Origin of the sequence: Bacillus sp. FSL R5-0820, from assembly GCF_038593385.1 — a bacterium.
Lineage (GTDB): Bacteria > Bacillota > Bacilli > Bacillales > Bacillaceae > Bacillus > Bacillus altitudinis.
Genome location: NZ_CP151991.1, coordinates 1,567,570 through 1,586,584, shown reverse-complemented (window position 1 = coordinate 1,586,584; position 19,015 = coordinate 1,567,570). Strand labels below are relative to the sequence as shown.

The following is a 19,015-nucleotide window of genomic DNA, read 5'->3' as shown; positions in this document are numbered from 1 at the left end:
ATTGAACAAGAAATGACCACCTCCTTGTCATTCCGTTCGTGTTTTGTACAGTGTTGAAAAGAATCAAGCGTGTTTCAAAAATGTGCATAGTAAACAGCCATCAGCTTGACGCTCACCGAGGGTTTTCTCCTGATTCTTCATGTGACTGTACCCAAAATGATCATATGTCGTATGAGAACATTTCAGACGGCTAAATTCTCTTTTTTGCTCTATTTGGGTAGAAAGAATGACATACAATCTCTTCTCTCAAAACACGACGTTAAATCAAGATATATGAACCAACAAGAAAATAATTCCAGTTAAAATATTTAGTTAACATAATAATATTATTGTATATATAAAAAAGAACGCCCTTTAAGGGCGCTCTTCATTTTTCACATTAGAACAAAGAAAGCTGGTTTTGATCAGGAAGTGCTTCTAAGCAGCCTTGACGATCCAAATACTCAAGGATGGTCTTAGACACTTTTCCTCGTTTTTGTAAATCTTCTTTTGAAAGGAATTCACCATCTTGGCGTGCGCGTACAATATTTAACGCAACGTTTGTTCCGAGTCCAGGGATGGAGTTGAATGGCGGGATTAACCCGTCTCCATCAATGATAAACTCAGTGGCACTTGATCGGTATAGGTCTACTTTTTTAAAGTGATAGCCTCTTTCACACATTTCAAGTGCAAGCTCTAGTACAGTTAATAGGTTCTTCTCTTTCGGTGATGCATCAAGACCTTTTGAGTTAATATCGTCCATCACCGCTCGAATCGCATTCGATCCTTTTGTCATCGTTTCGATATCAAAATCATCTGCACGAACGGTAAAATAAGCCGCGTAGTACAGAAGTGCATGGTGCACTTTGAAATAAGCAATCCGAACGGCCATTAATACATAAGCAGCCGCGTGGGCTTTAGGGAACATGTATTTAATCTTTTTACAAGAATCAATGTACCAGTTCGGTACGTTATTATTCTTCATTTCTTCTTCCCATTCAGGAGGAAGTCCCTTCCCTTTACGAACAGATTCCATAATTTTAAAGGCAAGTGACGGCTCTAAACCTTGATAAATCAGATATACCATAATATCATCACGACAGCCAATCACTTCACTTAGTTCACACGTTTTATTATGAATCAGCTCTTGAGCGTTGCCGAGCCATACATCTGTACCGTGAGATAGACCAGAGATCTGAACAAGCTCCGAGAAGGTGGTCGGTTTTGTATCCTCAAGCATCTGACGAACAAACCTTGTGCCAAACTCTGGGATCCCAAGTGTTCCCGTTTTACATCCAATTTGTTCTTCTGTGACACCGAGAGGTTCCGTTCCTTGGAAGATTTTCATGACCTCAGGATCATCTGTCGGAATCGTTTTTGGATCAATTCCGCTCAAGTCCTGAAGCATCCGAATGACCGTTGGATCATCGTGTCCAAGAATATCTAGTTTCAGCAAGTTATCATGGATTGAATGGAAATCAAAATGTGTCGTTTTCCAATCAGAACCTGTCGCATCTGCTGGATATTGAATTGGTGAGAAATCGTAAATGTCCATATAATCCGGCACTACGATAATACCGCCTGGATGTTGGCCCGTTGTCCGTTTGACCCCCGTACAGCCCTGTACAAGCCGGTCAATTTCAGCACCTCTCATATGAAGGTTATGATCTCCTGCGTAGCCTTTCACATAACCATATGCCGTTTTTTCTGCAACGGTACCGATTGTACCTGCGCGGTATACATACTCTTCACCAAACAGCTCTTTCGTATAGTTATGGGCAATCGGCTGATATTCTCCTGAGAAGTTCAAGTCGATATCAGGCACTTTATCTCCTTTAAAACCTAAGAACGTTTCAAACGGAATATCGTGTCCGTCTTTTTTATACGGCGTCCCGCATTCAGGGCAGTCTTTATCAGGAAGGTCAAATCCTGAGCCAACCGATCCGTCATTAAAGAACTCAGAGTGCTTGCAACTTGGACATACATAGTGCGGCGCAAGCGGGTTCACTTCTGTAATCTCTGTTAATGTCGCAACGAGGGATGAACCAACTGACCCCCTTGAACCAACTAGATATCCATCATCAAGTGATTTCTTAACAAGCTTATGAGAAATTAAATAAATAACAGCGAAACCATGACCAATAATACTCTTTAATTCTTTCTCAATCCGGTCTTCTACAATTTTCGGTAAATCGTCACCGTAGATGCTGCGAGCCATGTTATAGCTCATTTCCCGAATTTCTTCATCTGCACCTTCGATTTTTGGTGTATAAAGATCGTCTTTGATTGGTTTAATACTTTCGACCATCTCAGATACTTTTTGCGTATTCGTCACGACAATCTCTTTCGCCTTTTCGTCCCCTAGGAAAGAGAAGGCTTCTAGCATTTCATCAGTTGTTCTAAAATGAACTTTTGGCAGTTCATGACGATTAAGCGGATTCGCCCCGCCTTGTGATGAAATTAAGATTTTGCGATAAATTTTGTCTTCTGGATGCAGGTAGTGCACATTTCCAGTCGCCACGACTGGTTTATTCAGTTTTTCACCAAGTTTTACAATGTTTGTGATGATCTCTTTTAATGCACGTTCATCCCGAACAAGCTCCAGCTGGAGTAAATGCTGATACACTTCTGGCGGATGAACTTCTAAATAGTCGTAAAATGCGGCAATGTCTTCTACCTCATCAGGTGACTTCTGCATCATCCCTTCAAACACTTCACCCTTATCACAAGCAGACCCAACAATTAAACCTTCTCGATATTTCTCAAGCTGTGAGCGAGGGATACGCGGCACGCGGTAGAAATAATGAATATGAGAAAGTGAAACAAGCTTAAATAAATTCTTTAGACCCGTCTCATTTTGTGCAATCACCGTTGCATGGTAAGGACGTGAGCGCTGATACGCATTGGACTGCCCCATGTTTTCATTCAATTGATCGTGGTAGGCAATCTCTTTTTCAGCCGCATCTTTTAGCATCTTCAGCATGAGGTAACCAGTTGCTTCTGCATCATAAATCGCCCGGTGATGCTGCGTGAGTTCAATATCGAACTTTTTACACAGCGTGTTCAGCCGGTGATTTTTAAATTCAGGATAAAGGAATCGGCCGAGTTCTAGTGTATCAATGACAGGGTTTGACGCTTTATCTGTTTTTAACAGTCGCTTATATGCTGCATTTAAAAAGCCCATATCAAAGCTTGCATTGTGAGCAACAAGGATATCTTGTCCAATCCACTCTTTGAAATCCCGAACAACATCGACCACATCTGGTGCATCTCTCACCATGTCATCCGTGATACCGGTTAGTTCAATGGTTGTTGCTGATAACGGATGATGAGGGTTTGCAAATGCCTCAAAGCGGTCAATGATTTCCCCGCCTTTGATTTTCACGGCTGCAAGCTCAATGATCGTATCATACACAGCAGAGAGTCCTGTTGTCTCAACATCAAATACGACAAACGTCGCATCTTCTAACAAGCGGTGCTCTGGATTATACGCAATCGGTACCCCGTCGTCGACTAAATTGATTTCCACCCCGTACATCATTTTGATGCCATGCTTTTTACTTGCTGTATACGCATCTGGAAAGGATTGTACAACGGCGTGATCTGTCAGGGCAATGGCCTCATGCCCCCATTTTTTTGCTTGTTCAACAAGTTTACCGATGCCAGTGACAGCATCCATCTGGCTCATTGGCGAATGCAAATGAAGCTCAACACGCTTTTCTCCCTCAGGTGCAGTATCTTCTTTCAGCTGAGGTTTCATTTCATTGACGTCATTTGCGATCATGACAAGATCTCTCACAAACGTATCGTTTTGAATGCTTCCTCTTGCTTTGACCCACATCCCTTTTTTCAAGGATTTCATGAGCTGGGCATCTTCTTTTTCTCTCGCAAACATTTTGATCAAAATACTATTCGTATAATCGGTAATTTTAAAGATACAAAGGGTTCTACCGCTTTTTAGTTCGCGCGTTTCTGCATCGAACACGTATCCTTGGACGGTGATTCGTCTTTCTTCGTCCATAATACTATCAAGCGTACGTATTTCTTCATTGTCTTTGATTTGATAGCCAATCATCAGAGGGCCAGAAGGAGCTTCCTCTTGATCCTCACTTTCCTTCTTCTCCATCTCAACAAGGGCTTGCATGGCTCTTTCTTGATCTTCAGCAAGTTTTTGTTCTCTGAACTTCTGAATCTCTTGATCTGATACAAAAATTTCTGTATCAAATTGAAGTTCTGGAAAACCAACTTGTTTAAATGCAGCCTGAAGCATTGGGCTATATTTCTTCTTGATGGCCAGAGCCTCAGTTTCGCTTTTTGTTTTGATGATGATCTTATGTCCAGACAGCGCTGGTTTTTGCTGTTGAAGCAAGCTGATGATTGGGGGAGAAATTCCTTGAAGCTCTTCCACACAATGGGACCAATACGATTGAACGAGCTCTTCAGATATGTGCGGATCATTGACTTCAATCGTACAAGTGACTTGTGCGATATGAGAAAATGCATTTGTCAGCCTGCTTAAAAACATTGCATATACTTGGTAAGGCAAAAGCGCCTTAAATTTAAAATGGAAATGCCATGTTTTTGCCGCCTTATGCACCGTCAATTTGACGATCTCGCCTTCTTCAAAGTAACAGCTGAGGTCATCATCTGTCATTTGAATCTGATTGAGTAATATATGAAATTGCCGCCGGGTAATCGGTAATTGTTCATCCAAGACAGGACCCTCCTTTTGTAAATCAGAAAGGTACCTCTTTTTTGCAGGAGGTACCTTCATTTTTTTGTTCGTTTTTTATGCTTGGCGTATAAATGAAATCAGTTCATCAACAGATACTTCGTGTGATTCACCTGATTTTCTGAATTTCACTTCGACAATACCTTCTTCTGAACGTTTCCCGCAGCTAATGCGAATTGGCAGTCCAATTAAGTCACTGTCGGCAAATTTGACGCCTGCTCGCTCTTGGCGGTCATCGAAAAGGACATCATAGCCCTCTTCCTGTAAACGCTCATACAACGTTTCAGCCAGTTCCTTTTGTGCATCGTTTTTCATATTTAAGGCAAGTAGATGAAGATCATATGGCGCAACTGTTTCTGGCCAAATAATCCCCTTATCATCATGATGCTGTTCAACAATCGCAGAAAGGGTTCTAGAAATTCCAATACCATAGCAGCCCATGATCATTGGCTGCGCACGTCCATTTTCATCAAGGTATGTTGCATCCATTGCCTCTGAATAACGTGTGCCTAGCTTAAAGACTTGTCCTACTTCAATTCCTTTTGCGAACTGGATTGTGCCTTCACCATCTGGAGAAACGTCTCCTTCTTGAATCAAGCGAAGATCTGTATATTCCTTCACTGATAGATCACGAGCAGGATTGACATTGACATAGTGATAATCCGATTCATTTGCACCTGCAACTGCATTTGTCATTCCTTTGACAGCGTGGTCTGCATAAATCGTTACTTCCGCTTCAAGCTTCACTGGTCCAACAAATCCTGGTTCTGTTCCGATCACGTCTAGTACTTCCTCACGTGAAGCAAGCTCTACAAGCTGTGCTCCAACTAAGTTTTTCACTTTCACATCATTTACTTCATGATCGCCTCTTGTCAGGACAAGTACATACGCATCGTCCGCTTTAAACAAGACAGATTTGATACATGTAGAAGGAGCGACTTCTAAGAATGCCGCAACATCTTGTATCGTCTTTACCTGCGGCGTGTGTACTTTCTCAAGTTCTTTGAAGTCCGCAGGGTTTGCTTCTTCTCCGTGATACACAGCCTCAGCCATTTCAATGTTCGCAGCGTAGGAAGATGTGTCAGAGTATGCGATTGTATCTTCTCCTACTTCTGACAGCGCCATAAACTCATGTGTATCTTTTCCTCCCATTGCCCCAGAATCGGCAATGACGGGTCTAAAGTTAAGACCTACTTTTGAAAAGACATTCGAGTAAGCTGTAAACATTTTGTTGTATGTGTCATCAAGGCTCTCTGGTGAAGAGTGGAATGAATAGGCGTCCTTCATAATAAATTCACGTCCGCGCAATAACCCAAAGCGAGGTCTTTGTTCATCACGGAATTTAGATTGGATTTGATATAGTGTCAAAGGAAGCTTTTTATACGATTTTACTTCACTGCGTACGAGTGATGTGATCACTTCTTCGTGTGTTGGGCCAAGTGCAAACTCGCGGCCGTGGCGATCTTTCATACGCATGAGTTCTGGACCGTATGTATACCATCTTCCTGACTCTTGCCACATTTCTGCTTGCTGCAGCACTGGCATTAACAGCTCAGCTGCTCCCGCCTTTTCCATTTCCTTGCGAACAATGGATTGAATGTGCTGAATCACTTTATGTGCTAGCGGCAGATAATGATAGATACCGCTTGTGTTTTGTCTAATAAATCCAGCTCTTACTAACAGCTGATGACTTTTTGCCTCAGCATCTGCCGGCACCTCTCGAAGAGTTGGAATGAAAGTCAGGGATTGTCTCATGTCGTTACACCTCATTTAAGAAATAGGACTTCTCACAAAAACTCTTGTTTCCCATAATGAGAAACAAGAGACAATGGTTTTTATAAAAATAATCGCTGGATGTCATTCCATGTCACTACTAGCATTAATAGCATGAGGAACGCAACACCAATGAAGACAACAAGTGCCTCTTTCTCACGATTAATTGGTTTGCCGCGAATGGCTTCAACGAATAGGAAAAGTAATCTTCCTCCGTCTAATGCAGGAATCGGTAATAAATTCACGATCCCTAAGTTGATACTAAGAAACGCAGCAAACTGCATTAATGTTAACACACCTTGTTTCGCTACTTCTCCTGTCATGTCATATATTCCAACAGGACCTGCAAGCATATCTAACGAAAATTGTCCTGTGACAATCTTTTGCAAGTTCGTTAAGATGAGACCTGCTGTAGATATCACTGTAGTGCCTGAGGATGAAATGACTTTGAGAAAGCCATTTTCCGTTGGCGGATAAGAGCCAAAACGGCCAATGGTTTTTCCTTCTGCCTTCACAGCTTCCGGTACAACTTGAATGGTGCTTTCTTTGCCATCTCGGTCAATGACGACATTCATTTTTTTATCTGGGTTCTTTTGAACCGTTTGAACAACATCTGTCCAAGAATTCATTTTATCCCCGTTAATTGAAACGATATGATCTCCCTGCATAAGCCCAGCTTGCGCTGCCCGGCCGTCTTTTGTCAGCTTACCAAGTACAGGATCATCCACGGTTACACCTTGAATAAATCCTAAAGCCACAAGAATCACATATGCCAAGATAAAGTTCATAATCGGTCCAGCTGCAATGGCTTTAATGCGCTGCCATACTGTTTTTGAACCAAACTGACGGTTGTATGGTGCAATTTGAATTTCTTCACCATCTGCAATATAGAAGCTTGTTTGGCTTACATTGTAGCCAGTAAGGATGTCTTCATTTCCAGCCTCATATCCTGAAATTCTCATCGCATGATCTAAATCAATTTGTTCAACTTCAATGACAAGTGCATCAGGATATTTCTCTTTATCATTTAAAATGATTTTTTCTACTTCATTTTGCTCATTGAATAAGAGCCCCACTGTATGACCCGGTTTAATTTCAATGACTTCAGGATCTTCTCCAGCCATTTTAACAAATCCGCCGATTGGCAGAAGTCTGATGGTATAGACGGTTTCTTTTCGTTTAAAGGAGAAAATCTTCGGTCCAAAACCAATTGCGAACTCGCGGCATAAAATGCCTGCGCGCTGCGCCATAATTAAATGGCCAAGCTCGTGGAAAAAAACGAGCGTTCCAAAAATAATAATAAACGCAATCACTGTATTCACGAACATACCACCTTATGCGAGGATTGATTGAACAAAGTCTCGTGTATCTTTGTCCACTTCATGGATATCTTGCAAACTAGGCGTTGAAATCACATGATGTCTGTTCAGTGCCTTTTCAATCAATTCTTCAATTTGCAGGAACGTTACTTTGCCTTTTAGAAATGCATCAACAGCTATTTCATTGGCTGCATTAAGCACAGTAGGCATTGTCCCTCCTATTTTACCTGATTCATAAGCAAAATGTAAGCAGTGATACCTGTCAAAATCCGCTTTTTGGAAATTTAATTGTCCAATCTCCCAAAGGTTTAATGATTTCGCTTCTTTTAATGGCGCTCTATCAGGGTAAGTGAGCGCGTATTGAATCGGAACCCTCATGTCAGGTGTACCTAACTGAGCCATGACACTTTTGTCATGGAATTCCACCATGGAATGGATGATGCTCTCTTTATGTAACAGCACATCAATTTGATCGTATGGGATATCAAACAGCCAATGCGCCTCAATCACCTCAAGCCCCTTATTCATCATGGTCGCTGAATCAATCGTGATTTTTGCGCCCATGGACCAGTTTGGATGATTCAGCGCTTCTTCAACCGTTACACCTTCAAGCTCCGTGCGTTTTTTATCTCGGAAACTGCCGCCCGAAGCTGTCACGATTAAGCGTTCAATGTTTTTAGCTTGTTCACCTTGCAGGGATTGAAAAATAGCGGAGTGTTCACTATCGACAGGAAGTAAAGGCACGTCATACTTTTTGGCGTACTCTTTTACTATATGACCAGCTGTCACAAGTGTTTCCTTATTTGCAAGTGCGATCGTCTTTTTTTGTTCAATGGCTTTTAATGTTGGCACAAGTCCGACACTTCCTACCAGTGCATTGACCACAACATCCACTGCATCATAGGTCGCTGCTTCGATGTTCGCTTCATCACCCGCAGCCATTTTGACATCGTATTGAAATGAATGACCTTTTAACGTGCGATAGGTCTCTTCGTCTACACATCCAACAAATTCAGGGTGAAATTGTTCAATGATAGGGATGGCCTTGTCTATATTTCTGCCAAACGTCATCGCTTTCAACTTGAATTTGTCTGGATGCTGCCTGATCACATCTAATGTTTGTTCTCCAATTGATCCTGTTGCGCCTAATAGCGAAATATATTTCAAATTGCCACTCCTTCTCTCGTTCAATTAGTTTCTATGAGGTTAGCTAGCAAACGTGGCCAGCAATAGATATAAAAACGGCAGAACGAATAAAAAGCTGTCAAACCTGTCCAAAATTCCGCCATGACCTGGGAGTATTGTCCCTGAATCCTTCACATGGTAATGACGCTTTAAAGCAGATTCCACAAGGTCGCCAAGCTGTCCAAAAATACTGAGCAAAAGAGTAATAAACATAACAAGCAGATATGATGGCAAAAATCCTGTAACCGCCTGGAACACAAGTGACAGCACGACCGCTGTGACGATTCCGCCGATAAATCCTTCTACTGTTTTGTTTGGGCTGATCTCTGGCCAAAGCTTTCGTTTCCCCATAGATTTCCCAATAAAATAGGCACCTGAGTCAGTGGACCAAATAATCACCGCTGCGAAGAAGATCGCACTCATGCCATACAAGCCTCTAATTTGAATAAAATAATAGAAACTAACGCCAATATATAATGTGGCTAATATAACAAAAGCAACCTCATCGAATGTGAAAGAGTTTTTGCTCAGAACTGTATAAGTTAAAAGGATTAAGACTGCAAATAAAGCAATCTGCATTTTTGATGCGTCTACGTTCGGGAAGAAGCTATTTTCTCCGCCCATTAAAAGCCAAAGCAATATTAAGCTGACAATGCCAGGAAAGCTGAAAATCGAAATCTTTTTCATTCTAAGAAGCTCAAAGAGAGCGACACTTCCCATTAAATAAATCAGCAGGGTAAATGGCATTTGTCCATAAATCACTGCAAGTAAAAACACTGCAGCTGCCAGAACACCCGTCAAAATTCTTTGTTTCATCTGCACCACCCTCTAAATTCCACCGAACCTCCGGCCGCGGCGCTGGTACTCTCCGATAGCGCCTATGAGATGCTCATCAGAAAAGTCAGGCCAAAGCACATCCGTAAAGACAAACTCGCTGTATGCAATTTGCCAAAGCATAAAGTTGCTTAATCTAATTTCTCCACTCGTGCGAATAAGCAAATCCGGATCTTGAAGAGATTCTGTCATTAAATAAGCTGAAAACATCTCTTCTGTGATGTCTTCTGCTCGAAGCTTGCCTTCTTTGACTTTTTCAGAAATTTGTCTGCATGCAGAAATAATTTCTGTCCGTCCTCCATAATTGAGCGCAAAATTTAAAATGAGTCCGTCATTATTCGCCGTACTCTTCACTGCGTTCTCTACCGCTTTTTTCGTATGCTGCGGGAGGCCGTCTGGATCACCTGTTAAACGTACACGGACATTTTCCTCGATGAGTTCAGGCAGATAGATGTTTAGAAACTCTTCAGGAAGCTTCATTAAAAAGTCTACTTCTAGTTTTGGACGTTTCCAATTTTCTGTAGAGAAAGCATACAAAGTCAGCACTTTGACATTCAGCTCATTTGCAAGCTTGGTCATGCGCTTGACAACTTTCATTCCTTCATGATGTCCTGCTACCCGTGGAAGCGCACGTTTCTTCGCCCATCTTCCATTCCCATCCATGATAATGGCGATATGTTCAGGAATTTCTCCATTTAATATGTCTTCTTTTGTCAGGCTTTCTAAGTTGGAAGCTGCTGTTTGCTGATTCTTCCAATTTTTGAGTATATTGAGCATGAGATTCCTCCATCACCCAAAAAGGTTGCGTTCCCGCTAATAATATAGTCCTCAACAGTATTAACAAAAAAACCCCCTGTAAACATGAAGAGGGTCTTTTCACTATTATCTATTGTACATAGTTTTTTCTTAAACTTCCATGATTTCTTTTTCTTTATCTTTTGTCACTTCATCAATTTTAGCGACATATTCATCTGTCAATTTTTGAACATCCTCTGTAGATGATCTTAATTCATCTTCAGTGATCTCCCCATTTTTCTCTAGCTTTTTCAATTCATCGTTTGCATCACGACGAACGTTACGAACAGCTACTTTTGCTTCTTCTGAGTATTTTCTCACAACTTTTACAAGTTCTTTACGTCTTTCTTCTGTTAGTGCTGGGATCGCAATACGGATCACGTTTCCGTCACTTGTTGGTGTGATACCAAGATCAGACTTTTGGATCGCCTTTTCGATATCACCGATCGCTGTTTTATCGTAAGGTGTGATAATCAGCATACGTGCTTCTGGCACTGTAATTGACGCAATTTGGTTTAGTGGTGTTTGCGCACCATAGTAATCCACTGTTACTTTGTCTAAAAGGGAAGCATTAGCTCTGCCCGCACGGACAGTTGCTAGTTCACGCCCGTATGCTTGAACGGCTTTTTCCATTTTTTCTTTTGTTTGGTTCAACACTTCTTTTGACACGTTATTTCCCCCTCACGATCGTTCCGATTGATTCGCCATTGACGGCACGTTTAATATTTCCTTCTTCCATAATAGAGAAGACGATTAATGGAATGTCATTGTCCATACATAATGAGGACGCAGTAGAATCCATTACAGCAAGCCCTTCTTTTAGTACATCAAGATATGAAAGCTTATCATATTTTACTGCATCCGCATCTGTACGAGGATCAGCACTGTAGACACCGTCTACATTGTTTTTCGCCATTAAAATGACATCTGCTTCAATTTCAGCTGCACGAAGTGCTGCTGTTGTATCAGTAGAGAAATAAGGGTTACCAGTACCTGCAGCAAAAATCACGACACGTTTCTTTTCAAGGTGACGGATCGCTTTTCTTCTTATGTATGGCTCTGCAACCTGTCTCATTTCGATAGAGGTTTGTACTCTAGACTGAATGCCAAGCGTTTCTAGGCTGTCTTGTAATGCCAATGAATTCATTACTGTTGCAAGCATCCCCATATAGTCTGCTGTTGCCCGGTCCATTCCTAAGTCACTGCCTGTCTTACCACGCCAAAGGTTTCCTCCACCTACAACGACTGCAACTTCAACATCAAGTTCTGCAATTTCTTTTACTTGCTTTGCAATTGATTGAATGACAGTTGGGTTAATTCCATTTCCAGCATCACCAGCTAGTGCTTCTCCACTTAGCTTAAGTACAATGCGATTATATTTCGGTTTGCTCATGATAACCTCCAAGTGTAAACTATACCGTCTCTTATTATGCGTAAGAAACCGTCTTTTGTAAATCAATATCCTCTAAAAAATAGGGAACACAGTGCTTGTGCTCCCTAAAAAAGCCCCAGAGAGCTTTTCAAACATTATTTTTTCACTTGGCTCATGACTTCTTCAGCAAAGTTGTCTTGACGTTTTTCGATACCTTCGCCCACTTCATAGCGAACATAAGTTTGAACAGTTGCGTTTTTCGCACCTACAACTTGTTTCACTTTTTCATCTGGGTTTTTAACGAATGCTTGGTCAAGTAAGCAAATTTCTTCGAAGAATTTGTTTAGACGGCCTTCTACCATTTTAGCAACGATATTTTCAGGCTTTCCTTCTTGAAGCGCTTGTTGTGTTAATACTTCACGCTCACGGTTTGCTTCTTCTTCAGACACTTGGTCACGAGAAATGTATTTAGGGTTTACAGCAGCAACGTGCATTGCGATGTCTCTCGCAAGCTCTTCATCAGTTGTTCCGTTAAGAACCGCTAATACACCGATGCGTCCGCCCATGTGTAAGTAAGAACCGAATGCAGCGTTATCTTCTTTTGTGATGACTGAGAAACGGCGCAGCGTAATTTTTTCTCCGATTTTCGCAATTGCAGAAGTAATATGTTCTTCAACTGTTGAACCATTTTCCATTTTAGAAGCATGTGCTTCTTCAATTGTTGCAGGTTTCGCAGCAAGTAAATGATCAGCAAGTTCGTTAAGAAGATTTTGGAATCCTTCGTTTTTCGCAACGAAATCAGTCTCAGAGTTCACTTCTAGGATAACACCAGTGTTGCCGTCAGTTTTAATAAGAGTTAATCCTTCTGCCGCAATACGGTCTGCTTTTTTCGCAGCTTTTGCGATCCCTTTTTCTCTTAGAAGATCGATTGCTTTGTCGATGTCACCATCAGTTTCTGTTAACGCTTTTTTACAGTCCATCATACCTGCACCAGTTTTTTGACGCAGTTCTTTTACTAATTGAGCAGTAATTGCCATTTTACATTTCCTCCTTCTATGTTAAAACACGGATTACTAGGTGAAAAAAAGGTGATAAAAGGCAGTTCCCTCTTATCACCTTTTGAATAGGTTACGCAGTTGTTGTTTCAGTTTCTGTCGTTTCTTCTACAACAGCTTCTTCTTCGCCTTGTTTAGACTCAAGAATCGCATCTGCCATTTTAGCAGTTAGAAGTTTTACAGCACGGATTGCATCATCGTTTGCAGGGATCACAACATCAATTTCGTCTGGATCACAGTTTGTGTCAACGATACCGATAATTGGGATATTCAATTTACGAGCTTCTGCAACTGCAATACGCTCTTTACGAGGGTCGATAATGAAAAGTGCATCTGGAAGACCCTTCATGTCTTTGATTCCGCCTAGGAATTTTTCAAGACGTTCTAATTCTTTTTTCAGTTGAACGACTTCTTTCTTAGGAAGAACTTCGAACGTACCGTTTTCTTGCATTTTTTCAATATCTTTTAAACGTTTGATACGTTTTTGGATTGTTTCAAAGTTTGTTAACGTTCCACCAAGCCAGCGTTGGTTTACATAGAACATACCAGAACGGATTGCTTCTTCTTTCACTGAATCTTGTGCTTGCTTTTTCGTACCAACGAAAAGGATTTTTCCTCCATCAGCAGCAAGGTTTTTCGTGAAGTTGTAAGCTTCCTCTACTTTTTTCACCGTTTTTTGAAGATCGATGATGTAGATACCGTTACGCTCTGTAAAGATGTAACGCTTCATTTTTGGGTTCCAACGGCGTGTTTGGTGACCGAAGTGAACACCAGCTTCTAGCAATTGTTTCATAGAAATAACTGACATGTTGTTGCCTCCTAATATAATGGTTTTTTTTCCTCCGCTTAAGTCATGTTCACATAAAACTGCGCCACGGCAGCACCTTCATACGAATCATTAAGCGTGTGTATTTAACACCAAGAAATAATATAACACATGATGGACTGACAATCAAGAATCCTTTACAGCTTTCCGCTAAATTTTAATAAAAGTTCGATTTCTGTCTTGCCCGTTTTTAATTCTTTCGCTATTTCTTCTAATGATAGCCCTTGATCATATAAGGCCTTTACTTGTTCCTCGAATGTTTCTTCTATTTCACTTTCAGAAGGCGTAGAAGCTTCTGTTTCGAGACTTGAAACGGGTTCGTTTACCTTCTCTTCCTGCACCTCAACTTCGCTAAGGAGAGTCGACAGGTGCTCTGGAACTGGATCTTCACTTTCTACCGATTGCAGGGATTCAATTGGTGGTTGTGGCTGCTTTGGTGTCTGAAGATCCGATTTCAGCTCTTCAGCAGAAAAATCAGGGGAAGTGGCTGCAGCTTTTGATAGTTTTTCATTCTCTTCTTTGACTTCCATCAAAAATGCAGCCAGGGTATTTTCCGTTTCTTCTAAAAGCTCTCGCTGCTTTTGTTCTGTTGCCTTCAGCGAATTCATTCTCGTGTATAAAATGATCACAAAATAAATAAGTGCAGCATGAAGCATAAAGCTAATCAGCCATAGCATATTTTTTCACTCACTAACTCTTTAAGATTGAATGGCTTTATCAAGCAGATGCTTAAGCTTGAACAATGCCTTTGAATGAATTTGCGAAATGCGGGAGGTCGATAAATTAAGCACTTGACCAATTTCCGTTAACGTCAATTCCTCTTTATAGAAAAGACTTATCACAAGCTTTTCTTTTTCCGAAAGCTCTGTCATTTTTTCGGCAAGCTGTTCAATTAATTCATCTTTCAGCATTTTTTCTTCAGGTGTCACAGTCTTTTCGTCGCGAATCATGACTTGAACGTTTTCTCCGTCTTCTTGATCATGCAGCTTCTCATCAATCGAGAGCAAATTCGCAAAGAACCCTTCATTCATCGTTGTGACCACATCTTGTTCACTCATGCCGAGTTCTTCAGCAACCTCTGTTGGTGTCACATTTCGTAAATATCGCTGTTCAAGCTTTTCAATTGCCGCTTCTACTTTTTTTGTTTTTTCTCTTGATGTACGAGGCAGCCAGTCCTCTTTACGAAGACCGTCGATGATGGCCCCACGAATTCTGAAGGATGCATATGTATCAAACTTCAGATCTCTTCCGGGGTCAAATTTTTCAAGGGCATCATATAAACCGAGCATCCCTAGACTGATCAAGTCTTCTTTGTGCACTGACTTCGGGAGACCGATGGAAATTCTTCCAACATGATATGTGACGAGCGGCATATAGCGGCGCATAAGATCATCTCCAGCAGCTGGGTCCTTCCACTCTTTCCATCTAGCCCATAGCGCCTGATCTTCGTAATTTAAGGATTGCATCTTTCTCCCCCTATACTTCCTTAGTTATATCTTCATAATGCCTTGTTTCACAGTGCGGATCTCAAGTTCTGTTGTAAGCGGATCGAATTCAATCGTGCGTCCATTGTTTCCGCCCGTGTCCTCACTAATGATCGGGATATGATGAAGAGACAGATGTTCTTTCACAGCTGATACATTTCTAGGTCCAATTCTCATCAGATCATTGGTTGACTTAAATTTAAACATTTCTGCGCCGCCAGCAAGCTTCGCTTTTAGCGCATGTTTGCGCGCTCCTTCTTTTAAGAGCAGATCAATTGTATGCTTGACACCTGTATCTGCATACTTAGCCAAGTTCTCTACCGCTCCTTTTGAAAGAGAGGAGTCTGGAAGCATGACATGGACAAGTCCTGCCAGTTTTTTTTCTTGGTCAAAAAGGACAAGTCCTACGCAAGAACCGAGACCGGATGTCCGAATACGGTCCGGTGTTTTCACAAGCTGAACATCCGCTATACCAACCTTTACAACTGCCGGAATCTGCACGTTCATTATAGGTTACCTAATGCTTTGAACAGTTTTTCAAACGATTCAAAGTCTGGTAATAGAAACATATTTCCTTTCAGCTCTTGCTGATTTTGATCATCAAAAATAGATGTATCAATCACAATCGCCTGATCGCCGAGAGGGCTAAACTGCATTAATCCTTCACTAATGACAGCCCCAAACATGTCGAGCGTGACATCTGGAACACTTGGGTGAAGCTGCAGTTTTGTTAAATCGGCAAGTGCTGATAAATAAGAGCCTGCTAAAATATTTCCTAACTCATGAAGCGCTGATGTTCCTAGCATGTGTTCATGAATCGTATCAATATCAAATGCTGGGTCCTGAACAAGCTCTCTTACAAATTGTTCAGCTTGTTCAAACGGCATAATGAAAAAGATTGAACCGGTAAGATCACCCTCCATTCGCAAAAAGATACTGGCAACTGGAAGGTCTGCTCCACCAAAGAAATCCATTAAATCTTCAAACGAGAGAACTTTGACAAAAGGAACAGCCATATCAATTTTGCGATTCAATAGGCTGGCAAGAGCAGACGCTGCATGGCCTGCTCCGATATTCCCAACCTCACTTAATATATCTAGCTGTTCATCTTTAATTTCATTGAAAATGCTCATTTCACATCCCCCTTAATGAACAGGTGCATCTTGCACGCTCTTGTCGAGGACCGCACCAGCATGAATGATATTGAATAGGCGCTGATCATGCTTAATAATACCTGTCACCCATGACAGTCCTTCTTTTTCAGCTGTATCAGTAGAAGATTCTACCTCTTCCTGATGAACAGTAATGACATCATTTGCTTCATCAACAATCCAGCCGACTTCAATGTCACCAACTTGTACAATAATCATTCTTGTTTCGTCTGTAATCTCGTTGTCAGTTGATCCAAGTCTCACTCTAAGGTCAATGACAGGTGTCACGACACCACGTAGATTAATGACACCGCATATATAAGGGGCAACGCCAGGAACTCTTGTCGGCTGCTGCCATTTTTCAATGGACTTTACTTCTGATACTGAAATGGCGTATTCTTTTTTGTTTACGATAAACACAATCATCTTTTCGCCAGTTTTGATATCTGTACTCATTTCAGACCGCTCCTCTATTGTTTTTTACTTAATCAGTGCATTACAGTCAACGATGAGTGCAACCTGACCGTCACCTAAGATTGTTGCGCCTGATATCGCAAATACGTTTGGTAGGTAATCTCCAAGTGATTTCAATACAACCTCTTGCTGACCGATAAACGAATCGACCACAAATGCTGTTAGCTTGTCTCCTTTACGGACAACAATAATGTGCAGTTCTTCTTCTAAATCATTCGCATTTGGTACGTTGAACTGTTTCTTCAAGTACACAACCGGTACGATAAATCCACGGAAATCAATGACTTCACGATCATGCGTTTGAAGGATGTCACTCTTCTTAATGACAGCCGTTTCTATAATAGAAGAAATCGGAATAGCAAATGTTTCTTCCTCTAGTTTCACAAGAAGTACGGAAATGATCGATAATGTGAGTGGAAGCTGAATTGAGAACAGTGAGCCTTGACCTTCTGTTGAGTTAATACTCACAGAACCACCTAATGATTCGAGCTTGTTTTTCACAACGTCAAGACCTACACCTCGGCCCGAGATATCAGAAATCGTATCAGCTGTAGAGAACCCTGCTGCAAAGATCAATGAATCAATTTGGTGATCTTCAAGCGTTTCCGCTTCTCTTTCTGTAATAACTCCGCGCTCTAATGCTTTTTCAAGGACCTTTTTACGGTTAATTCCGCCGCCATCATCTTCGACTTCAATGAAGACATGGTTTCCGCTATGATATGCTTTTAAAAGAACAGTTCCTTTTTCTGGTTTGCCTTTTTTCACACGTTCTTCTGGTGATTCAATCCCGTGATCGAGACTGTTTCTAAGTAAGTGTAAGAGCGGATCGCCAATTTCATCGATCACTGTTCGATCAAGCTCTGTCTCAGCACCTTCAATGATCAGTTCAATTTTCTTATTGAGCTCTTTCGTCAATTGACGAATCATACGTGGGAATCTGTTAAACACCGTTTCTACAGGCACCATTCTCATGTTTAAGATGATCGATTGCAGGTCTCCAGAAATACGGGACATTCTTTCCACTGTATCCGTGAGTTCGTTGTTTTCAAGTTCTTTGGCAATCTGTTCTAAACGCCCTCTATCAATGACAAGCTCTTCAAACAGGTTCATAAGTGAATCTAGACGATCGATGTTGACACGGATCGTTTTCGTTCCGCCGGCAGCTGCACCGTTATTGCCATTTGCTTTTGGCGCATCGTTTGCTGGCGCTTTAGCAGCAGGCGCTGCGGCTTCTTCATTTTTCTGCTCAGGTTTCTCTGCTTTTGTTTCAGCCGGAGCCGCTTCTTCAAAGGCAGAGACTTCAGAAATCTCCACTTGTTCAACCTCTGAGATCGCTGTCACGATTTTTTTCACTTCTTCCATCGGCTGTTTCGATAAGTAAGAAATGCTGAATTCAGATTCAAAATCTTCTGATTCTAAAAGTTCTGCATTCGGAACCGTTTTGACAACTTCTCCTGCTTCGTTCAGTCTTTCAAAAATCATATAGACACGAACGGCTTTTAATAAGCATGCGTCACTTAATGTCACGTTCAGCTCATAACATTTAAAGCCTTGTTCTCTCGCTTCATCAAGAACTGTTCGTTCAAATTCGTTATAGTCTAGGTCGCTTGCAGCTGATGATGCTTCAGCAGTCTCAACGGCAGATGCTGTTTCTGCATGGCTTCCTGTCACATCTAGTTTTTTACTAATCTCCGTGACATCACGTTTTCCATCCCCGCCCTCTGCAATCGATTGAACCATTGCTTCAAGGTGATCGAGTGCTTCAAACATCGTATCCATTGATTCAGGAGTGACAATCATTTGTTCGTTTCTGATGGCATCAAACATGTTTTCTAAATGATGTGTTAATTGAGCCATATCATCAAAGCCCATCGTTGCACTCATGCCTTTCAGTGTATGAGCGGCTCTGAATATATCATTCACTAGCTGCAAGTCTGTTGGGTTCTTTTCTAATTCAAGAAGTTTTTCATTACAAGTTTGTAAGTGTTCTCTGCTTTCATCTAAAAAGATATCTAAGTATTGGTTTACATCCAACG

General features: G+C 41.4%; 16 protein-coding genes. All 16 read right to left on the bottom strand.

From position 1 onward, the window contains the following. Nucleotides 1–379: 379 nt before the first annotated feature. Nucleotides 380–4,633: a PolC-type DNA polymerase III gene (locus NST15_RS08090; RefSeq protein WP_342499052.1), complete on the bottom strand. Its 4,254-nt coding sequence runs from the start codon at nt 4,631–4,633 to the stop codon at nt 380–382. 135 nt (nt 4,634–4,768) lie between these two features. Next, nucleotides 4,769–6,466 carry a proline--tRNA ligase gene (locus tag NST15_RS08085; protein ID WP_057079555.1) on the bottom strand — a complete coding sequence of 566 codons (1,698 nt, stop codon included), beginning with the start codon at nt 6,464–6,466 and terminating at the stop codon, nt 4,769–4,771. Between the two features lie 80 nt (nt 6,467–6,546). Next, nucleotides 6,547–7,812, bottom strand: a complete 1,266-nt coding sequence (gene rseP / locus NST15_RS08080; protein ID WP_007499546.1) for an RIP metalloprotease RseP — start codon at nt 7,810–7,812, stop codon at nt 6,547–6,549. A gap of 6 nt (nt 7,813–7,818) precedes the next feature. Beyond that, entirely contained in the window at nt 7,819–8,970 is a 1,152-nt protein-coding gene (dxr, locus tag NST15_RS08075; RefSeq protein WP_342498991.1) for a 1-deoxy-D-xylulose-5-phosphate reductoisomerase, read from the bottom strand. Between the two features lie 39 nt (nt 8,971–9,009). After that, nucleotides 9,010–9,804 carry a phosphatidate cytidylyltransferase gene (locus NST15_RS08070; protein ID WP_007499550.1) on the bottom strand — a complete coding sequence of 265 codons (795 nt, stop codon included), beginning with the start codon at nt 9,802–9,804 and terminating at the stop codon, nt 9,010–9,012. Between the two features lie 12 nt (nt 9,805–9,816). Beyond that, complete coding sequence (locus NST15_RS08065) at nt 9,817–10,599, bottom strand: isoprenyl transferase (protein ID WP_007499552.1); 783 nt, start codon at nt 10,597–10,599, stop codon at nt 9,817–9,819. 129 nt (nt 10,600–10,728) lie between these two features. Then, on the bottom strand, nt 10,729–11,286 hold the full coding sequence (frr, locus tag NST15_RS08060; RefSeq protein WP_008344764.1) for a ribosome recycling factor: 558 nt from the start codon (nt 11,284–11,286) through the stop codon (nt 10,729–10,731). Nucleotide 11,287: 1 nt separating this feature from the next. Continuing rightward, on the bottom strand, nt 11,288–12,010 hold the full coding sequence (gene pyrH, locus NST15_RS08055; RefSeq protein ID WP_008344767.1) for a UMP kinase: 723 nt from the start codon (nt 12,008–12,010) through the stop codon (nt 11,288–11,290). A gap of 134 nt (nt 12,011–12,144) precedes the next feature. Then, nucleotides 12,145–13,026, bottom strand: a complete 882-nt coding sequence (gene tsf, locus NST15_RS08050; protein WP_007499558.1) for a translation elongation factor Ts — start codon at nt 13,024–13,026, stop codon at nt 12,145–12,147. Nucleotides 13,027–13,117: 91 nt separating this feature from the next. Continuing rightward, nucleotides 13,118–13,852 (bottom strand): 30S ribosomal protein S2, encoded by a 735-nt coding sequence (gene rpsB, locus NST15_RS08045; protein WP_007499561.1) that lies wholly within the window; start codon nt 13,850–13,852, stop codon nt 13,118–13,120. A 155-nt stretch (nt 13,853–14,007) separates the two neighbouring features. Further along, nucleotides 14,008–14,547 carry a hypothetical protein gene (locus NST15_RS08040; protein WP_017359079.1) on the bottom strand — a complete coding sequence of 180 codons (540 nt, stop codon included), beginning with the start codon at nt 14,545–14,547 and terminating at the stop codon, nt 14,008–14,010. Nucleotides 14,548–14,568: 21 nt separating this feature from the next. Continuing rightward, nucleotides 14,569–15,336 (bottom strand): FliA/WhiG family RNA polymerase sigma factor, encoded by a 768-nt coding sequence (locus NST15_RS08035; RefSeq protein ID WP_007499565.1) that lies wholly within the window; start codon nt 15,334–15,336, stop codon nt 14,569–14,571. A gap of 24 nt (nt 15,337–15,360) precedes the next feature. Then, nucleotides 15,361–15,861: a chemotaxis protein CheD gene (locus NST15_RS08030; RefSeq protein ID WP_007499566.1), complete on the bottom strand. Its 501-nt coding sequence runs from the start codon at nt 15,859–15,861 to the stop codon at nt 15,361–15,363. Beyond that, on the bottom strand, nt 15,861–16,487 hold the full coding sequence (locus tag NST15_RS08025) for a chemotaxis protein CheC (protein ID WP_007499567.1): 627 nt from the start codon (nt 16,485–16,487) through the stop codon (nt 15,861–15,863). The genes NST15_RS08030 and NST15_RS08025 overlap by 1 nt, the downstream gene beginning before the upstream one ends. Nucleotides 16,488–16,499: 12 nt before the next feature. Then, nucleotides 16,500–16,961 carry a chemotaxis protein CheW gene (locus tag NST15_RS08020; protein WP_007499568.1) on the bottom strand — a complete coding sequence of 154 codons (462 nt, stop codon included), beginning with the start codon at nt 16,959–16,961 and terminating at the stop codon, nt 16,500–16,502. 24 nt (nt 16,962–16,985) lie between these two features. Then, nucleotides 16,986–19,013, bottom strand: a complete 2,028-nt coding sequence (locus NST15_RS08015; RefSeq protein WP_007499569.1) for a chemotaxis protein CheA — start codon at nt 19,011–19,013, stop codon at nt 16,986–16,988. Nucleotides 19,014–19,015 lie beyond the last annotated feature (2 nt).